This window comes from Mycobacterium sp. 5-140-3-2 (assembly GCF_035666375.1).
Lineage (GTDB): Bacteria > Actinomycetota > Actinomycetes > Mycobacteriales > Mycobacteriaceae > Mycobacterium > Mycobacterium intracellulare.
Window position 1 is genome coordinate 2,080,149 of sequence record NZ_CP142025.1, and the last position, 16,897, is coordinate 2,097,045.

At 69.6% G+C, this 16,897-nt stretch carries 15 protein-coding genes and 1 tRNA gene; 6 read left to right on the forward strand and 10 right to left on the reverse strand.

Going from position 1 to position 16,897, the window contains the following annotated elements; genetic code table 11:
- The first annotated feature begins 132 nt into the window (after nucleotides 1–132).
- Nucleotides 133–1,359, forward strand: a complete 1,227-nt coding sequence (locus P6281_RS09935; protein WP_014382304.1) for a PPE family protein — start codon at nucleotides 133–135, stop codon at nucleotides 1,357–1,359.
- 503 nt (nucleotides 1,360–1,862) lie between these two features.
- Complete coding sequence (locus tag P6281_RS26155) at nucleotides 1,863–2,150, forward strand: hypothetical protein (protein WP_369798897.1); 288 nt, start codon at nucleotides 1,863–1,865, stop codon at nucleotides 2,148–2,150.
- Nucleotides 2,151–2,201: 51 nt separating this feature from the next.
- Here P6281_RS26155 and P6281_RS09945 read toward each other — a convergent pair whose 3' ends face one another.
- Nucleotides 2,202–4,178 carry a TPM domain-containing protein gene (locus P6281_RS09945; protein ID WP_036458650.1) on the reverse strand — a complete coding sequence of 659 codons (1,977 nt, stop codon included), beginning with the start codon at nucleotides 4,176–4,178 and terminating at the stop codon, nucleotides 2,202–2,204.
- An 87-nt stretch (nucleotides 4,179–4,265) separates the two neighbouring features.
- On the opposite strand from P6281_RS09945, the gene P6281_RS09950 reads away from it, so the two are divergent.
- From P6281_RS09950 to dnaG, 3 genes are all read left to right on the forward strand, one after another.
- Nucleotides 4,266–5,543 (forward strand): deoxyguanosinetriphosphate triphosphohydrolase, encoded by a 1,278-nt coding sequence (locus P6281_RS09950; protein WP_014382307.1) that lies wholly within the window; start codon nucleotides 4,266–4,268, stop codon nucleotides 5,541–5,543.
- 67 nt (nucleotides 5,544–5,610) lie between these two features.
- Nucleotides 5,611–6,228, forward strand: coding sequence for a superoxide dismutase[Cu-Zn] (sodC, locus tag P6281_RS09955; protein ID WP_008255630.1), 618 nt, complete (start codon nucleotides 5,611–5,613; stop codon nucleotides 6,226–6,228).
- 30 nt (nucleotides 6,229–6,258) lie between these two features.
- Nucleotides 6,259–8,211, forward strand: a complete 1,953-nt coding sequence (dnaG, locus tag P6281_RS09960; RefSeq protein WP_014382309.1) for a DNA primase — start codon at nucleotides 6,259–6,261, stop codon at nucleotides 8,209–8,211.
- On the opposite strand, the gene P6281_RS09965 is transcribed toward dnaG, so the two are convergent.
- Complete coding sequence (locus P6281_RS09965) at nucleotides 8,195–8,473, reverse strand: hypothetical protein (protein WP_009953068.1); 279 nt, start codon at nucleotides 8,471–8,473, stop codon at nucleotides 8,195–8,197. The genes dnaG and P6281_RS09965 overlap by 17 nt on opposite strands.
- A 142-nt stretch (nucleotides 8,474–8,615) precedes the next feature.
- Between P6281_RS09965 and P6281_RS09970 the strand changes: the two genes are divergently transcribed.
- Nucleotides 8,616–8,688, forward strand: a tRNA-Asn gene (locus P6281_RS09970).
- 28 nt (nucleotides 8,689–8,716) lie between these two features.
- On the opposite strand, the gene P6281_RS09975 is transcribed toward P6281_RS09970, so the two are convergent.
- The 8 genes from P6281_RS09975 to stf0 form a co-directional block, all read right to left on the reverse strand.
- A complete protein-coding gene (locus P6281_RS09975) occupies nucleotides 8,717–10,102 on the reverse strand; it encodes an NtaA/DmoA family FMN-dependent monooxygenase (RefSeq protein WP_008255635.1) in 1,386 nt (461 codons plus the stop codon).
- On the reverse strand, nucleotides 10,099–11,220 hold the full coding sequence (locus P6281_RS09980; protein WP_008255641.1) for an LLM class flavin-dependent oxidoreductase: 1,122 nt from the start codon (nucleotides 11,218–11,220) through the stop codon (nucleotides 10,099–10,101). The genes P6281_RS09975 and P6281_RS09980 overlap by 4 nt, the downstream gene beginning before the upstream one ends.
- Nucleotides 11,217–12,338, reverse strand: coding sequence for an LLM class flavin-dependent oxidoreductase (locus tag P6281_RS09985; RefSeq protein ID WP_008255643.1), 1,122 nt, complete (start codon nucleotides 12,336–12,338; stop codon nucleotides 11,217–11,219). Before P6281_RS09985 ends, P6281_RS09980 begins: the two co-directional genes overlap by 4 nt.
- A gap of 142 nt (nucleotides 12,339–12,480) precedes the next feature.
- On the reverse strand, nucleotides 12,481–13,164 hold the full coding sequence (gene cysE, locus P6281_RS09990; RefSeq protein WP_008255645.1) for a serine O-acetyltransferase: 684 nt from the start codon (nucleotides 13,162–13,164) through the stop codon (nucleotides 12,481–12,483).
- 2 nt (nucleotides 13,165–13,166) lie between these two features.
- Nucleotides 13,167–14,099, reverse strand: a complete 933-nt coding sequence (cysK, locus tag P6281_RS09995; RefSeq protein WP_008255646.1) for a cysteine synthase A — start codon at nucleotides 14,097–14,099, stop codon at nucleotides 13,167–13,169.
- A gap of 485 nt (nucleotides 14,100–14,584) precedes the next feature.
- Nucleotides 14,585–15,715 (reverse strand): YeiH family protein, encoded by a 1,131-nt coding sequence (locus P6281_RS10000; RefSeq protein ID WP_008255648.1) that lies wholly within the window; start codon nucleotides 15,713–15,715, stop codon nucleotides 14,585–14,587.
- On the reverse strand, nucleotides 15,709–15,861 hold the full coding sequence (locus tag P6281_RS10005) for a hypothetical protein (RefSeq protein ID WP_162130190.1): 153 nt from the start codon (nucleotides 15,859–15,861) through the stop codon (nucleotides 15,709–15,711). The genes P6281_RS10000 and P6281_RS10005 overlap by 7 nt, the downstream gene beginning before the upstream one ends.
- A gap of 139 nt (nucleotides 15,862–16,000) precedes the next feature.
- Nucleotides 16,001–16,804 (reverse strand): trehalose 2-sulfotransferase, encoded by an 804-nt coding sequence (gene stf0 / locus P6281_RS10010; RefSeq protein WP_008255650.1) that lies wholly within the window; start codon nucleotides 16,802–16,804, stop codon nucleotides 16,001–16,003.
- Between the last annotated feature and the right edge of the window lie 93 nt (nucleotides 16,805–16,897).

The window sequence follows — 16,897 nt, forward strand, 5'->3', positions numbered from 1 at the left end:
CTTAAAAATCGGGCCGCGATGGTGGCGGTGCCCTAGGATCTGCCGTGGGGCATAAGTAGATAGCTAGTTGAGCCATGGGCGGATGTCGGGCGTCTGTCGCTGGAGCCGTTGACTCGGTCGGTTGGGGTGTGGATGATTCCCGCGTTTTTGTTCTTCCCTCCGGAAATCAACTCGGCCTTGATAGTCGGCGGCCCCGGTGCTGGACCTCTATTCGAGGCGGCCTCCGCGTGGGACGGACTGGCGGCGGAGCTGTCGTCCTCGGCGGCCTCGTTCAACACCGTGGTGACGGACCTGGCGGCGGGCCCCTGGACGGGTCCTTCGTCGGCATCGATGACGGCCGCCGCGGCGCCCTACGTGCAATGGCTGCTGATCGCCGCCGCGGAGGCGGAGGTGGCCGCGATCCGGGCCCGGCTGGCGGCGCTGGCGTTCGAGGGGGCGGTGGTCGCGACGGTGCCGCTGCCGGCGGTGCTGGCGAATCGTGCCCGGTTGCTGATCCTGATCGCGACCAACTTCTTCGGCCAGAACACGGCGGCGATCGCGCAGACCGAGCTGGAGTACGTCGAGATGTGGGCGCAGGATGTGGCCGCGATGGTGGGCTATCACGCGGGGGCCCAAACGCTGGTGGAGACGTTGCCGGCGTTCACCCCGCCGCCCGCGGGTCTCGGCGGCGGCGCGGCGTCCGCGGGCCTGGCGGGCCTGGCCGACCTGGTGACGGCGCCTCTGACGCTCGCGTCCCAGTTTTTCCAGGGCTTGTCCTCGCTGGGGACCGCGTTCGCGTCGCAGCTGCAGTCGGTGTTCATGGCGCTCTCCCCGGCGGTCTCGTCGCTGACGTCGTTGATGACCTCGACGCCGGTGGCGACCTTGACGACGGTGGCCCAGGCCGGCATGTACCCGGCCGGCGCGCTGATGCCGCCCATGGTGGCGCTGGCCCAGAGCACCGGCCCGGTGGCGGCCGCGGCGCCGGCGGCGCCGGCGCCGATATTGCTCAGCGCCACCAACGTGGCCGCCGCCGAGGCCCCGCGCAGCGCCCATAGCGTGCTGTCCGACCTGCAACCGCTGGCGGGCGGGGGGCTGGGCGCGCTGGGCGTCGCGTCGGCGGGCCTGGGGACCGCGCGGTTCGTCGGGGCGATGTCGGTGCCCGCGGCGTGGCAAGGGTCGATGCCGGCGTACGTGCCCGCACCGGCGGTGTCGGGTGTGGCCACCGGAGCGCCCGCGGCGACGTCGGCCGCGGCCGGGTCGGGTAACGGCGTGCCGATGACGGCCATGCCGGTGGGCGACAAGGGGCCCGAGGGGGACAAGCGCGGCACCAAGGCGGAGGTGGTGCGGTCACGGCCCAAAGTGGTGCCGCGAACCCGATAATCGCGGTGCCGCTGTTGCGGATGTGCATGGAGTGCACTGCGTGAGAAACCGGAAATTCCGACTAGGTTGGCCGGGGCGGCCAAGCAACGCCGTACCGCAATATGCGAATTCATATAATTCGTCCCGTAACAACGCGCGCTCGCATGCGTTGCCCCGAGCGGGAAGCGCGGAGCCGGACCCCCTGCGCACCCGCGGCCGACCGCTCGATCCGATCACGACGGTTTAACCTAACGTGCTGTGCGGCAAGGAGTTTGTCCGTAGGAATCGACGGCCGATCGTCCGGGATGGCGCCCGAGTTCCCCGGTGTCGCCGGCCCGCGTGGCCCGCGCGGCGGTCCCCTTACCGGTCGGCGAGAGGCCCGCGTGGTCCGATACACGCTCAAATTAAGGAAAATTGGCAATTCCCGCATATTTTCTTCGGTTTGTCTTACGATGTCACCGGTTGGTGTAAATAGGTTCGCCACAGCGCCCGAACGCTTAGATCGGCTGTGGAAGGGGGCAGGGGTGCTTTTGCCTCTCGGTTCGCCGTTACCCGATGACACGGTGGCGGCAGTACGCGGTGAGTGCGGTGTGCTCGGCGGTTTATCGGTCCCACTCAAGTGGGGGGTGGTCGTTCCGCCCGACGACTACGACCACTGGGCGCCGAAGTCGGACGCGAGCGCCGACACCACGGAGGAGACACTCGACGCGCCCCGCCCGACGGCGGTCGCCGACGGCGTCTGGAGCGGGTGGGAAGGCGAAGCCGGGGCACGGCCCGTGGGCGTGATCCCGCATTCCCCGGCCGCCGGCTGAAGACCGGTAGGTAGAGAACCGAAAGCCGCCGCGGTCACCGCGCGCGGCGCGTCAGAATCGGCCGCCACCACCCATGAACCCGCCGTCGGAAGAACCCGGCGAGCCACCGAACGACGTCGGGCTCCAGCCGCCGAATCCGCCCCGCATCCCCCCGCTGAGCAGGTCGCCGATGATGATGCCGCCGAGCATCGCGCCCATGTCACTGCCGCCGCCACGCGTGTAGGCGCGCTGCATCGCCTGCACGTCGTCGTTCGCCAGTGACTGAGCGTGAGCGGCCAGCGTCGACGCCGCATTGGCGTGGGCGATCGCTTCGTTCGGGTTCGTCGCGCCCTTGTCCTGCGCGGCCTGCAGGTGGCGCTTGGCCTCGGCCAGCCGGGTGCGGGCGTCGGGGCCGACGCTGCCGCGGCGCGTGTCGATGTAGTCGGACACCGCGCGCACCCGCGATTGCGCGGTGAACAAGGCCTGTTCCAGTGATCGGTTGAGTCGCTCGGCGGTGGCCTGTTCCTCGGCCAGGGTGGCCAGCAGCCCGTTGAGCGCGGCGTCGGCCTTGGTCACCTGTCCGAAGGCGGCCAGCGGATCTTCGGATCCGCCGGCGCGGGCGCTCTCGACGGCCCTGGTGGCCGCGTCGCGGGCCGCCACCAAATCGCCGCTGCGCGTGGGTTTTTTCTGCAGCAGTTCGTTGGCGCGTGCGATGTCATCCTTGGTGTCGGCGACGGCCGACGGCAGCCCGTCGATCGCGTGCTGAATGTCGCTGGCCGCGTTGTCCACCGCGTCGAGCAGCGCCCGCGCCTGCCCGAGGGCGGACTCGGCGGCCCGGACCGCATCGACCAAGCCGGCCTGCCCACCGGTGACGGCGTGGGCGGCCAGCTCACGGGCGGTGCCGATGTTGCGGTCGGCGAACGCCAGCCGCTCCTTGGCCGTCGTGACATTGCCGGACACCGAAGTCAGTGCGGCAGCGCTGAAGTCGTGGTGCAGCGCCGCCAGCCGTTGCTCCGCCGGCGCCAGACGGGTGGTGAGTTCCACGTACTGCCGCGTCAGCGCATCCAGCCGCGACGCGGCGTTGATCACGAGGTCGCGCAGCTTCTCGAAGGCCTCGGTCTGTGACTCCAGCTCGCGGTCGGCCCGCGCCGCCGAGACGATCACCTGGGTGAGCAGTTCGCGCCGCTGGGCGGGTGTTTCCGGTGTGGAGTCGTCGAGTTGTTGGCGCACCGTGAACGCTTGGGACAGAGCCGCTTTGGCGTTGGCCACCGCGCTCGTGAAGGGTCGGGTGCGCTCTTCGCCGAATTCGCCGACCGCCAGGTCCAATTCGTTGGCGCTGGTGCGTAGCGCGTTGTCGACGTCCACCACCAGCGCGCGGGACAGGTCGTCGAGCGTCTGCAGCGGCAGCGCGGCGAGCGCGTCGACGTCGGTGGGGTCGACGCGCCGCGCGGCCGCCAACGCCGCGGCCCGTCGGCGCTGCCCGCGATGACGCATCACCAGCAGCAGGCCGGCCAGCGCGATGAGAATGCCCGCCAGCGTGGCCAGCAGGATCACCCGCCCCGACGAACCGGGCGACGCGTCGAGCCCGTTCGCCGCGGCCACCGCGGCGCCGCTCCAGTCACCGTTGTGCAGGGCGGGTTCGATCTTGTTGCGCCGCAAGCTGTCGACCTGACCGGCGTTGACGCTCTTGATGGTGGACGGCACCAGGAAGGCGTAGGCGCGGCTGGTGGTCGCGACGGCCAGCAGCGCGTCGTAGCCGCCCAGGTCGCTGGCGCGCACGGTGCCTTGTGCCCACCCGGTCGGGCTCTGCCCGGAGAAGTCGTCGACGTAGACCACCCAGAGCCGGATGTGGCGGTCGGTGTAGAGCTTGTTGACGGCGGCGGTGACGGTGCTGCGACCGGAATCCGACAGGGCCCCCGCGTTGTCGGTGACGTAGTCGGCCAACCGGAATGATGGTTGCGCGCCGGCGGCCGGTGCCGACAGCAGCCCGCCGCCGAGGCCGACCGTCAGGAGCGTCGCGAGCACGGCGAGCAGGCGAGCGGTGCGCATAGGGCCAATCTAGCCCCGGCCGACACACGCCAGCGGGCCCGAGTCGAGCCGGACTTGGGCGGGCATTCCCTGGCAGACTGTGCGTCGGTGACCAGGAATCAGCGCGACCCCTACGACGACTTCGACCGTCAGCGACGGGTGACCGAAGCCGCGAAGACCGCGGGTCTGCCGGGCACCGAAGGTCAGCACCGCACCGACTTCGCCCGCGACCGCGCCCGGGTGCTGCACAGCGCCGCCCTGCGCCGGCTGGCCGACAAGACCCAGGTCGTCGGGCCGCGGGAAGGGGACACGCCGCGCACCCGGCTGACGCACTCCCTCGAGGTCGCCCAGATCGGGCGGGGAATGGCCGTCGGCCTGGGCTGCGACCTCGACCTGGTCGACCTGGCCGGCCTGGCCCACGACATCGGCCACCCGCCCTACGGCCACAACGGCGAGCGCGCCCTCGACGAGGTCGCGGCGAACTATGGCGGCTTCGAGGGCAACGCCCAGAATTTCCGAATCCTGACCAGCCTCGAGCCCAAAGTGCTTGACGCCCAAGGCAACAGCGCGGGTCTGAACCTGACTCGCGCGTCGCTGGACGCGGTCACCAAATACCCGTGGTTCCGCGGCGAAGGCCATGGGAGCGCGGCGCGCAAGTTCGGGTTCTACGACGCCGACCGCGAGGCGGCGGCCTGGATGCGCGCGGGCGGCCCGGAGGGCCGGATGTGCCTGGAGGCGCAGGTGATGGACTGGGCCGACGACGTGGCCTATTCGGTGCACGACGTGGAGGACGGCGTCGTCTCCCAACGCATCGACCTGCGGGTGCTGGCCGACGACGACGAGGCGGCCGCGCTGGCCAAACTCGGCGAGACCGAATTTTCCCGGGTGCGCGCCGACGATTTCATGGCGGCCGCGCGACGGCTGTCGGCGCTGCCGGTGGTCGCCGCCGTGGGCAAGTACGACGCCACGCTCGCGGCGTCGGTCGCGCTCAAGCGGCTGACCAGCGAGCTGGTCGGGAGGTTCGCCTCGGCCGCCATCGCCACCACCCGCGCGGCGGCCGGACCCGGACCGTTGGTGCGCTACCGGGCCGAGCTGCAGGTTCCCGATCTGGTGCGGGCCGAGGTCGCGCTGCTGAAAATCCTGGCGCTGCAGTTCATCATGTCCGACCCGCGCCATCAGGAAACCCAGGCCGGTCAGCGTGAGCGCATCCACCGGGTGGCCCACTGGCTGTACGCGGGAGCCCCCCGAACCCTCGACCCGGTCTTCGCTGCGGCCTTCAACACCGCGGCCGACGACGGCGCCCGGTGGCGGGTCATCGTCGATCAAATCGCCTCCTACACCGAGGGCCGGCTGGAACGGATCGACGCCCGCCAGGCCGGCCCGTAGCGGGTCGGGGGGCGCAACTCGTCCGGCCCGGGGATCGGCGCGGCCGCCGCGAGTTAGGCTGCCCGACATGAAGAAATTCAGCGGCTCGCCTTTGATGGCCTCCCTTCTGATGGGGCTTCCCGTCGTCGCCATGACCGCCTGCAGTTCACCGCAGCACGAGAGCAGCCAGCCGGGCACCACCCCGCCGGTGAAAACCGCCGCACCGACGTCCTCCGGGGAGGCGACGACCCCGGCACCCGCCGGCGGCTCGCTCAGCGCGGAGTTGAAGACACCCGACGGCCGGACGGCGGCCACCGCGACCTTCGACTTCACCGGCAACTATGTGACCGTCACCGTCAAGACGGTGGCGACCGGCATCCTGACCCCCGGCCTGCACGGCCTGCACGTCCACGAGATCGGCAAGTGCGAGCCGAACTCGGTGGCCCCCACCGGCGGTGCGCCGGGCAACTTCTTGTCCGCCGGCGGCCACTACCAGGCGCCCGGCCACACCGGCAAGCCCGAGAGCGGCGACCTGGCGACGCTCGAGGTGCGCCAGGACGGCGCGGCCTACCTGGTCACCACCACCGATTCGTTCACCCGGGACGACCTGCTGGCCGGTACCAAGACCGCGCTGATGCTGCACGGCGCCCAGGACACCGAGAACGCGATGGATCGCGTCGCGTGCGGCGTCATCGGAACGGGATAGCGTTCGCCGCCGCGCGCTTAGACTGAGCCGATGTCAAGCCCGGCAAGTTCACGGAGCGACGGCGACGCGCGCGCCCGGGGCCGCGGCCGGATTCCGGACCGCGACATCGCCGCCATCCGCGAGCGGGTGCGCATCGACGAAGTGGTCGGCGATTACGTGCAGTTGCGGCGCGCGGGCGCGGATTCGCTCAAGGGGCTGTGTCCGTTTCACGACGAGAAGTCGCCGTCGTTTCACGTCCGCCCCAACCACGGCCACTTCCACTGCTTCGGCTGCGGCGAGGGCGGCGACGTGTACGCCTTCATCCAGAAGATCGAGCACGTCAGCTTCGTCGAGGCGGTCGAGCTGCTCGCCGACCGGATCGGTCACACCATCACCTACTCCGGCCCGGCGACCAGCGTGCAGCGCGACCGCGGCAGCCGAAGCCGGCTCGTCGCGGCCAACGCGGCCGCGGCAGAGTTCTACGCCGCGGCGCTGGAATCCGACGAGGCGGCGCCGGCACGGCAGTATCTGACCGAGCGCAACTTCGATGCCGAGGCGGCCCGTCACTTCGGTTGCGGGTTCGCGCCGTCGGGATGGGACTCACTGACAAAGCACTTGGTGCGCAAGGGTTTCGAGTTCAAAGAGCTGGAAGCGGCGGGCCTGTCGCGGCAGGGGCGCCGCGGGCCGATGGACCGCTTCCACCGCCGCCTGCTGTGGCCCATCCGTTCCTCGGCCGGCGAGGTGATCGGTTTCGGCGCCCGGCGGCTCTTCGACGACGACCCGATGGAAGCCAAGTACATCAACACCCCGGAGACGCTGCTGTACAAGAAGTCGAACGTGATGTTCGGCATCGACTTGGCCAAACGCGACATCGCCAAGGGCCATCAGGCCGTCGTCGTGGAGGGCTACACCGACGTGATGGCGATGCATCTGGCCGGGGTCACCACCGCCGTGGCGTCGTGCGGCACCGCGTTCGGCGACGAGCACCTGGCGATGCTGCGCCGACTGATGATGGACGACAGCTTCTTTCGCGGCGAGCTGATCTACGTGTTCGACGGCGACGCGGCCGGGCGGGCCGCCGCCCTCAAGGCGTTCGGCGGCGAGCAGAACCTGGCGGGGCAGTCGTTCGTGGCCGTCGCGCCGGACGGCATGGACCCCTGCGATCTCCGGCTGAAGTCCGGCGACGGCGCCCTGCGCGACCTGGTGGCCCGGCGAACGCCGTTGTTCGAGTTCGCAATCCGGTCGGCGCTCGCCGAGATGGACCTGGACAGCGCCGAGGGCCGGGTGGCCGCGCTGCGGCGCTGCGTGCCCATGGTGGGCCAGATCAAGGACCCCACGCTGCGCGACGAGTACGCCCGCCAGCTCGCCGGGTGGGTCGGCTGGGACGACGTCGCGCAGGTCATCGACCGGGTGCGCGGCCAATCCAAGAACGCCAAAATCCCGGCCCGCGGCGGCGCCGGACCCAAGGCGTCGCGGCGCGCGGAGCAACCCGCCGCCGCGGCCCATGCCGCGGCCAGCCGTCCCGACCCCCGCGACCCCACCCTGTGGCCCCAACGGGAGGCACTCAAGTCGGCGTTGCAGTATCCGGCGCTGGCCGGCCCGGTCTTCGACACGCTGACCGTCGAGAGCTTCACCCACCCCGGCTACGCCGCCATCCGCGCGGCGATCGAGACCGCAGGCGGCACGTCGAGCGGGGTCACCGGGGCGCAGTGGCTCGAGGTGGTGCGCGATCGGGCGTCGTCGCCCTTGACGGCCGCGCTGATCAGCGAGCTGGGCGTCGAGGCCATCCAGGTCGACGAGGAGAAAATGCCGCGCTACATCGCCGGCGTGCTGGCCCGCCTGCAAGAGGTGTGGATGGGCCGGCAGATCGCCGAGGTGAAGTCGAAGTTGCAGCGCATGTCGCCGATCGAACAGGGCGACGAGTATCACGCGTTGTTCGGCGACCTGGTAGCGATGGAGGCCTACCGGCGCAGCCTGCTGGAGCAGGCTAGCGGCGACGAGTAGAGGTCTCGAGCTCCTCGTCGGGCAGCGGCTCGACGTCGCGTTCCATGATGGCGGTTTGGTCGTCGATCTGCGCCAGCGTGACAAAGCCGGCGTCCGGGGAGATCCGGTTCGCGATCTTGCGGCGTCCCCCCTCGATCATCGACTTGGCCACCGGGCTGCTGGTCAGCGCTCGATAGGTGCCGACGATCTGCTCGTATCGCCGACGACCGGCTTTCGAGCCCAGCACGTAACCCAATCCCAGCACCACGACATACCGGATCAAAGCGTTCCTCCCGACTATCGATGGCTCCATCCTGCCTCACCGGGTGGGGTGCGTGCGCGGTCGACCGGGTGAGACGGTGGCGACCCGCGCCAGTTGGGCGCGGTCGTGCCAGTACGCTAGAGTCGTCCCGCGATCGGGTTAGTCCCCTGTAGCTCAATTGGCAGAGCATTCGGCTGTTAACCGAAGGGTTCCTGGTTCGAGTCCAGGCGGGGGAGCAGCAAAATTCAGCGGGCCGCCCGGCCGTCACTGCCCGCTCGCGATACCGGCCGGATTTCCCGCCCATCCCGGCGTCGGCGACAAACCCAGATGCTCGCGCAGCGTGTGGCCGCGGTACTCGGTGCGGAAGCTGCCGCGCTCCTGCAGCAGCGGGACCACCTTGTCGACGAACTCGTCGAGGCCGTGCGGCGTCAGGTGCGGCACCAGGATGAAGCCGTCGCAGGCGTCCGACTGCACGTAGCGGTCGATCTCGGCGGCCACCTGCTGCGGCGTTCCGACGAACTGCTGGCGGCTGGTCACCTCGATGATCAGCTCCCGGATCGAGAGGTTTTCGGCCTCCGCTCGCGCCCGCCAGGTTTGGGCGACCGTCGTGGGATCGCCGTGCCGGACGCGTCCCCTCGTGATGTTCGGGTTCTCGACGGGGTCGACGTCGGGCAGGGGTCCGTCGGGATCGTAGGCCGACAGGTCCACGCCCCACACCTGCTCGAGAAACGCGATCGCGGTCGGACCGCTGACCTGCTGCTCGCGGATGTGGCGCGCGTTGTCCTGCGCCTCGTCGGGGGTGTCTCCCAGCGCGAACGTCGCGCCGGGCAGGACCTTGAGCTGGTCGGGGTCGCGCCCGTGGGCGGCGGCGCGGCCCTTCACGTCGGCGTAGTAGCGCTGCCCCGCCTCGAGCGAACCGTGCAGCGTGAACAGGGCGTCGGCGTGCCTGGCGCCGAAGTCGCGGCCGTCGCTGGAGTCACCGGCCTGCAACAGCACGGGGTGGCCTTGCGGCCCGGCGGGCAGCGCGGCCACGCCGTGGACGCCGAACTGCGGACCGAAATGGTCGACGACGTGGATGCGCGTCGGGTCGGCGTAGGTGCCGGCGTCGACGTCGGCGATCACGGCGTCGGGTGCCCAGCTGTCCCAGAACTTGCGCGCGACGCGGATGAACTCCTCGGCCCGGTGGTATCGGTCGGCGTGGGCGAGGAATCCGCCGCGGCGGAAGTTCTCCCCGGTGAACGCGTCGGAGGAGGTGACCATGTTCCACGCCGCACGCCCGTCGGACAGGTGGTCCAGCGTCGCGAATTGCCTTGCCACCTCGAAGGGTTCGTTGAAGGTGGTGTTGATGGTGCCGGCCAGGCCGAGTCGGTCGGTCACCGCGGCGAGCGCGGCCAGCACGGTGAACGTGTCGGGACGGCCGACGACGTCGAGATCGTGGATTTTGCCGCGGTGCTCGCGCAGCCGCAGCCCCTCGGCAAGGAAGAAGAAGTCGAACAGCCCCCGCTCGGCGGTCTGGGCAAGGTGCACAAACGATTCGAACGCGATCTGGCTGCCCGCGCTCGGATCCGACCACACCGTCGTGTTGTTCACCCCGGGGAAGTGGGCGCCCAGGTGTATCTGCTTGCGCTGTCCCGCATCTCGAACGGTCATCCGGTCAGCCCCCATCGTTTGGCGATCAGTTCATGCGAGCGCAGCCGGTCGGCGTGCCGGTGGGTGACGGACGTGATGACAAGTTCGTCGGCACCGGTGACCCGGCGCAGCAGCTCGAGCCGGTCGGCGACCTCATCGGGGTTGCCGACGAATTGTGTTGAAGTGCGGTCGGCCACCAATGCCTGCTGGGCCTCGGTCAGGGGTTCGCAGAAGTCGGGATCCGGGTAGGGGATCGCGCCCCGGCCGCTACGAATGGAATACACCCAGTGGCCGTAACTGGACGCGAGGTAGCGCGCGGTGGCGCTGTCCTCGGCGACCACGACGTCGGCCGACACCACCACGTACGGCCGCGCCAGCCGGGCGGAGGGGCGGAAGGCGTTGCGGTACGCGGTGATCGCGTCGAGCGCGGTGCCGGGGGTGATGTGGTAACTGGCGACGAACGGAAGCCCGCGGGCGCCGGCCACCTCGGCGCTCTGTCCCTTGGTGCTGCCGAAGATCCACGGTGTCAGCTGCGCGTGTTCGCCGGGAACCGCCCGCAGCTGATGGCCGTCGACGGCGTAGGTGCCGTCCAGCATCGCTTCGATGTCGGCGACCTGGTCGGCGAAATCCGCCGGCTGCGCGCACGGTTGGGCGAGCACCGACGCCTGCGCCCGCATCCGTTCGGATCTCATCAGCGGGGTTTGGTCGAACGGTGTGGGGACGAGCAGGCCGTCGACGTCCCGCCACGGCTCGGGCGCGCGGTCGGGCTGGGGGGCGCGCGAGGTCGCGGCCTCTTGCCGCCGCTGCCCGGAGCGGCCCAGGCCCATGTCGATGCGGCCGGGATGCAACGCGTCGAGGATGCCGAAGCTCTCCACCACGGCAAGCGCCGTCGTGTGGCCGACCTGCACGGCGGCCGATCCGACGTGAATGCGTTCGGTGGCCGCGGCGATCTGGCCGATCAGCGTCACCGGTGACGAGCTGGCCACCGCGACGAAGTGGTGCTCGGCGAGCCAGTAACGCTTGTAGCCCCATTGTTCGGCGTGCTGGGCCAGGTCGATGGTGTTGCGCAGCGCCGTCGCGGCGTCGCTGCCGGCGCTGATGGGTGCCAGGTCCAGGATCGACAGGGGAGTGAGGCTCATGACGGCGCCGTCGCGTAGCGGTTGGGGGCGGGCGCCAGGCCAAGGCGGTCGCGCAGCGTCTCGCCCTCGCGGTAGCGGGTGCGGAACCGCCCGGCGCGCTGCAGCAGCGGCACCAGGTCGTCGACGATCGCGGGCAGGTCGATCGCGTTGACCGCGGGCCGCAGCCGCACCCCGTCGACCCCGGCGTCCTGCCAGGCGAGCAGCAGCTCCGCCAAATCGCTTGCGCGGCCATGGAACACGTGCGCGTCGGAGGAGATGGCCGCGCCCGGCGTCAGCAGATCCTCACCCAGCGACACCACCAGATCGGCGTAGGCCTGGATCGTGCGGCCCGCCGCACGCTGCGCGTGGCCGACCTCGGCCAGGATCGCGCGCAGCGATTCCTCGTCGCGTGGGGTGACGAACACCAGGTCGGCGCTGGCGGCGGCGAATTCGTAGACGCGCGGCGCGTGCGCCAGCGCCGCCACCACCGGCTGGCCCTGGGGAGGGCGCGGGGTGATGGACGGTCCCTTGACCGAGAAGTGCTCGCCGGCGAAGTCGATGTAGTGCAGCTTGTCGCGATCGATGTAGCGGCCGGTCGCCACGTCGCGGATGACGGCGCCGTCCTCCCAGCTGTCCCAGAGGCGGCGCACCACCTCCACGGCGTCGGCGGCCTCGCGGAAAAGTTCGTCGCCGTCGGGGGCGGATCGCCGGCCGAACAGCGCCGCCTCGTGTGCCGTCGCGCTCACCCGCACCTGCCAGCCGGCCCGGCCGTGCGAAATATGGTCAAGCGTCGCAATCGCTTTCGAGACATGGAACGGCTCGGTGTGGGTGACCGTCGCGACGGGGATGAGTCCGATGTGTGCGGTGACCGGCGCGATGCGCGCGGCCACGAGCGTGGCGTCGGCGCGCCCCGCCAGGCGCCGCGGCGAGATCTCGGGCCGGCGGCCCGGCTGCGCATCCAGGCTGTCGTCGATGGTCAGGAAGTCCAGCAGGCCACGTTCGGCGGTGGCGGCCAGCGCGGCCCAGTATCGCCCGCTGAGTTGCCCGCCGCCGGTTGCGTTGTGCGCGAAGGCGTATCGCCACGCGTGGGGGTGCCACCCGTAGCCGTCGAGCCCCACGGCCAGATGCAGCTCGGTCATGACCGGGCCGCGGAATCTGCCGTCGGGACGCCGTCGTGCATCGTGTCCATAACCCACTGTGCAACGCTCAGCGCGGCAATGCATTCCGGGGCGGAGTTAACGTCAGCGTGAGTAATACTCTGCCGAGTTCATCGCCGAAGAATCAGATGGAGAAGTCCTCGCCGTACCAGACTCCGGCTTCGGGGGGCCGGATGACGTGGTTGGTCTGCGCGCCGTCCGCCCGGGCCTCGAGTTTGGTCACCCGGGTCAGCAGCGACTGCAGGCTGACACCGACGAGATCGGGCATCATCGAGTCATCCGGACTGCCGGGACGGCTACGGCTGATGACCTGTCCGGGCACCCCGATGACCACCGCGCTGGACGGAACCTCTTTGACCACCACGGCGTTGGCGCCGATGCGGCTGTCGTCGCCGATTTTTATCGCGCCCAAGACCTTTGCGCCCGCGCCGATGATCACCCGGTCGCCGATGGTGGGATGGCGCTTGCCGGTGTCCCTGCCGCTGCCGCCGAGGGTGACGCCGTGGTAGATCGTCACGTCCTCGCCGACCTCGGCGGTCTCGCCGATCACCACGCCGGTGGCGTGATCGATGAACAGCCCGGGCCCCAGGACGGCGCCGGGGTGAATCTCGACGCCGGTCAGGATCCTGGTGATCTCGGCGGTGATGCGCGCGATCAGCCTCGCCCCGCGCAGCCACAGCCAGTGGTTGATGCGGTGAAGCCAGATGGCGTGCACCCCGGGATAGGCGAAGATCACCTGCAGCGTGGTCGGGGCGGCGGGGTCTCGCTCCCTGGCGGCCCGGATGTCGGTGCGAATGGCGTCGAGCATGACTAATCGGCCAGGTCGGCGAACAGCGGCGTGCTCAGGTAGCGCTCGCCGAAGTCGGGCAGCACGACGACGATGAGCTTTCCGGCGTTTTCCGGGCGGCGGGCGACCTTCAGCGCGGCCGCCAGCGCGGCCCCCGAGGAGATGCCGACCAGCAGTCCCTCTTCGGCGGCCAGCCGCCGGGCCAACGTCATCGACTCTTCGTTGCCGACGGTGATGACCTCGTCCACCAGATCCATCGCCAGCACCGGCGGGACGAAACCGGCGCCGAGGCCCTGGATGGGGTGCGGCCCTTTCTGTCCACCGGAGAGCACCGGGGACCCCTCCGGCTCGACGGCGATGAATTGTGCGGAGGGCTTACGTTCTTTGATGACCTGAGCCACCCCGGTGAGGGTGCCGCCGGTCCCGACCCCGGCGACGAAGATGTCCACCTTGCCGTCGGTGTCGCGCCAGACTTCCTCCGCCGTTGTCTTACGGTGGATTTCGGGGTTGGCCGGGTTCTCGAACTGCTGCGGCACGAAGTACCGTTGGTCGCTCTTGGCCAATTCCTCGGCCTTGGCGATGGCGCCCGGCATGCCCTCCGGACCGGGTGTCAAGACGATCTCGGCGCCCAACGCGCGCAACAACATTCGCCGCTCGACGCTCATCGTCTCCGGCATGGTCAACACGCAGCGGTAGCCGCGTGCGGCCGCCACCAGCGCCAGCGCGATGCCGGTGTTCCCGCTCGTCGGTTCGAGAATGATCGTGTCCGGCTTGATCACGCCCGCCTTTTCGGCCGCGTCGATCATCGCGACCCCGATGCGGTCCTTGACGCTGTTTCCCGGGTTGAAGAATTCCAGCTTGGCGACGACGTCGGCGACCGCACCGTCGGTGACCCTGTTGAGCCGGACCAGCGGGGTGTTTCCGATCAGTTCCGTGACGTTCTCGGCGATGCTCATCTACCTTTTGTCTCCAACGATGTAGGACCAGGCCTCTCAGCCTGCCAGCTAATATCGAACTCTATGTTCATCTCGGTCGGGATGGCTAGCGCCGCATAATCGAGTCGAGCCTGATCAGGGCCGCTGCGGCTAGCTCCCGCCAGGGCGTGAATCGGCTCGGACGATACGGTCATCGGTCGCTAATTTTCCTGAAAATCTCCGTGAGCCCGCGTCTTGACGCCGCCGGACAAATACACCGAAACCGCCCTGACATGGGCTAGCGCGCGGATTTCTACAGTGTCAGAGGCGTGCGGATCAACAACAGCGACACGAACAGTCCGCGACGCGCGACGGGACAAAGCGCAGCTGTACGGAGTGTTGCATGCGTCCACTATAGGACAGGCGAGGTTTTCGCCCGTTGGGCTCAGCCGGGATCCGCGCCGTCTGGGCTGGTCATCGCTTCGATCGGCTCGGCGCGAGGGTCTCCGCATGTGTCGGCGCCGTGCCTAGGCGCTGACACCCCACCCGAGCAGCCGCGACGTCAGCAGCACGATGCCGAGGGAGACGGTGGCGACGACCGTCAGCCCGATGACCGCGACGACCAGCGGGCGCCAGCCGGTGCGCGCGATCTGACGGATATCGGTGTTGAGGCCCACGCCAGCAAAGGTCAGCAGGAACGCCCATTTCGACACGTTGGCGAGGTTGGCGGTTTGGCCTTTGGTCAGCCAGCCGGCGGTGGCGATCGCCGACACCGCCAGGAAGCCGAGCACGAATTTCGGGAATTTGTTCCAGACGAACGCGGCCTTGGCATTGGCGCCCCGCGCGATCTCGTCGGCCTGCCCGCGCGCGGCCCAATACAGCGCGAAGCCCAGCACGACGAAACCGATCAGCGCGTTGCGGGTCGACTTCACCAGCACCGCGATCTTGCCGGCGTGGTCGGAGTACAGGTAGCCCGTGGCGGTGGTTTCGGCGGTGTTGTCCACGGAAAGCCCTGCCCACAAACCGAATTCGTGATCGGTGAGCCCGATCGCGTGGCCCAGCGGCGGCAACACGAACAGTGACACCGCGCCCAGCGCCAGGATCGCCGCGATCGCGTAGCTGACATCGGAATTGCGGGCCCGGATCGCGCCCTTGGCCGCCACGATCGCCGACACCCCGCAGATCGACGTGCCGATCGCCAACAACGAGCCGAGCTTGCCCGACAACCCGAACGCGCGGGCCACGACGATGATGATCGTCCCCGCGATCGTCATGTCCACCAGGATCTGCACCAGGCTGATCCCGCCGAGCTTGGCGATGTCGCCCAGCACGAAACGCGAACCGAGCGCCACGATGCCGACCTTGAGCCAGAATTCGTAGGTCAGCACGCCGGAGCGAAAGATCGGGTGCAGGCCAACGGTATTGGTGATGAGCAGCCCAATCACGATCGCCCACAACACGTATTCGATGTCGGGCACCGTCCAGTGCTCGTGTTTGGCCAGCGCGTTCCACCAGATCTGGGCGTACTTGCCCAGCACCCCGACGCCGATCAGCAGCAGGATGCCCGGGACATAGTCGAGCGGACGGGTACTGGTGAACGTGGTTTCGGCAGATGCTTCGCCGGGCTCGACGCGCACCGTGCTCACGCCGGTCACCACGGAACCTTCGGAAGCACGTCGGCCACCGCCAGCGCGACGATCACGCCGGCCACCGCGGTCGCCCACCAGTCCACCGATATCGCGCCGAGCCTCGCGGTCCAGCGCGGTCCCCGCAGCGCGTCGTCCTCTGGCACGCCCTCACCCACGATGGCCACTCCTCACGCGACTCCCCGGGCGACAGTGGCGGCTTGCGCAGCCGCATCCCGTTGAGGGGAATCGTGGCCCGTGGGTCCGGCGCGTCCAAGTGATTGACTCGGGCAGAATTTAGCTCGCCGGGGCGGTCGATCAGGTTGGCAGGCCGCGCTTCTCGGCGTCGGCACGGTAGCGGTCCACCCACTCGTCGGAGCGATGGTCGGCCTGGCGTTCGAGCACCGGCTCCGGCGCCAGCTGCGGGTCGAGACCCAGCGCCTCGAGGATGGAGGCCACCACCTGGGTGAGGTTGCGCCACAACACCGGATACGGAATCTCCATGGGCGTGATGCCCTCCTGGGCGAACCAGTTCCGCCAGCCCTCTTCTTGCGCGCGCAGCATGGTGACCACGTGAGCGATCGCCCCGGCGTGGTAGGTGGCGCGCGCGTCGCGGGCCGGGTCGGGCCTGCCCCGCCAGACGCGGGTCTGCACCGCGCGCCAGAAGGACACCGCCTGCGAAATCACGTCGGGCCGGTAGACGTGAATCAGTAGCGGGTCTTCGCCCACCACGTCGCGGATGGCCGCGAGCAGGCCGTCGCCGCTTCGGTCCGGCAGGTTCTTGGCGCGGTCGAGCAGCAGCGGTGTCTGGTTCCACATCAGCTTGCCGCCCCACACCCCGTTCGGCGTCCGTCCGACCGTACGGATGTAGGCGCGCCAGATCTCGGGCGGCGCGAGGTCCGGGGTCCCGGCGTCCAGCGGGTCAAGCAGATTCAGGATCGACTCGTCGTCGACGCCGGCGAACCACTCCCGTGGCTGTGGCGACTGGCTGGTGGCCGGCAAATACTGAAAGAACTCCTGCGGCTCGCCGGCCACGCCGGTCGCGCGCAGCGATTCGACCAGCAGCGTGCTGCCGCTGCGCTGCGACGCCAACACCAGGTATGACGACGGCCTGTTTGTCACCCGCAGAGTCTAACCAGAATTTGAAATCCCAATCTGTCAAGCACGATTAGGGTCGGCGTGAATGAAAACCTTGCGTCGCCCCGATGTTGCCCT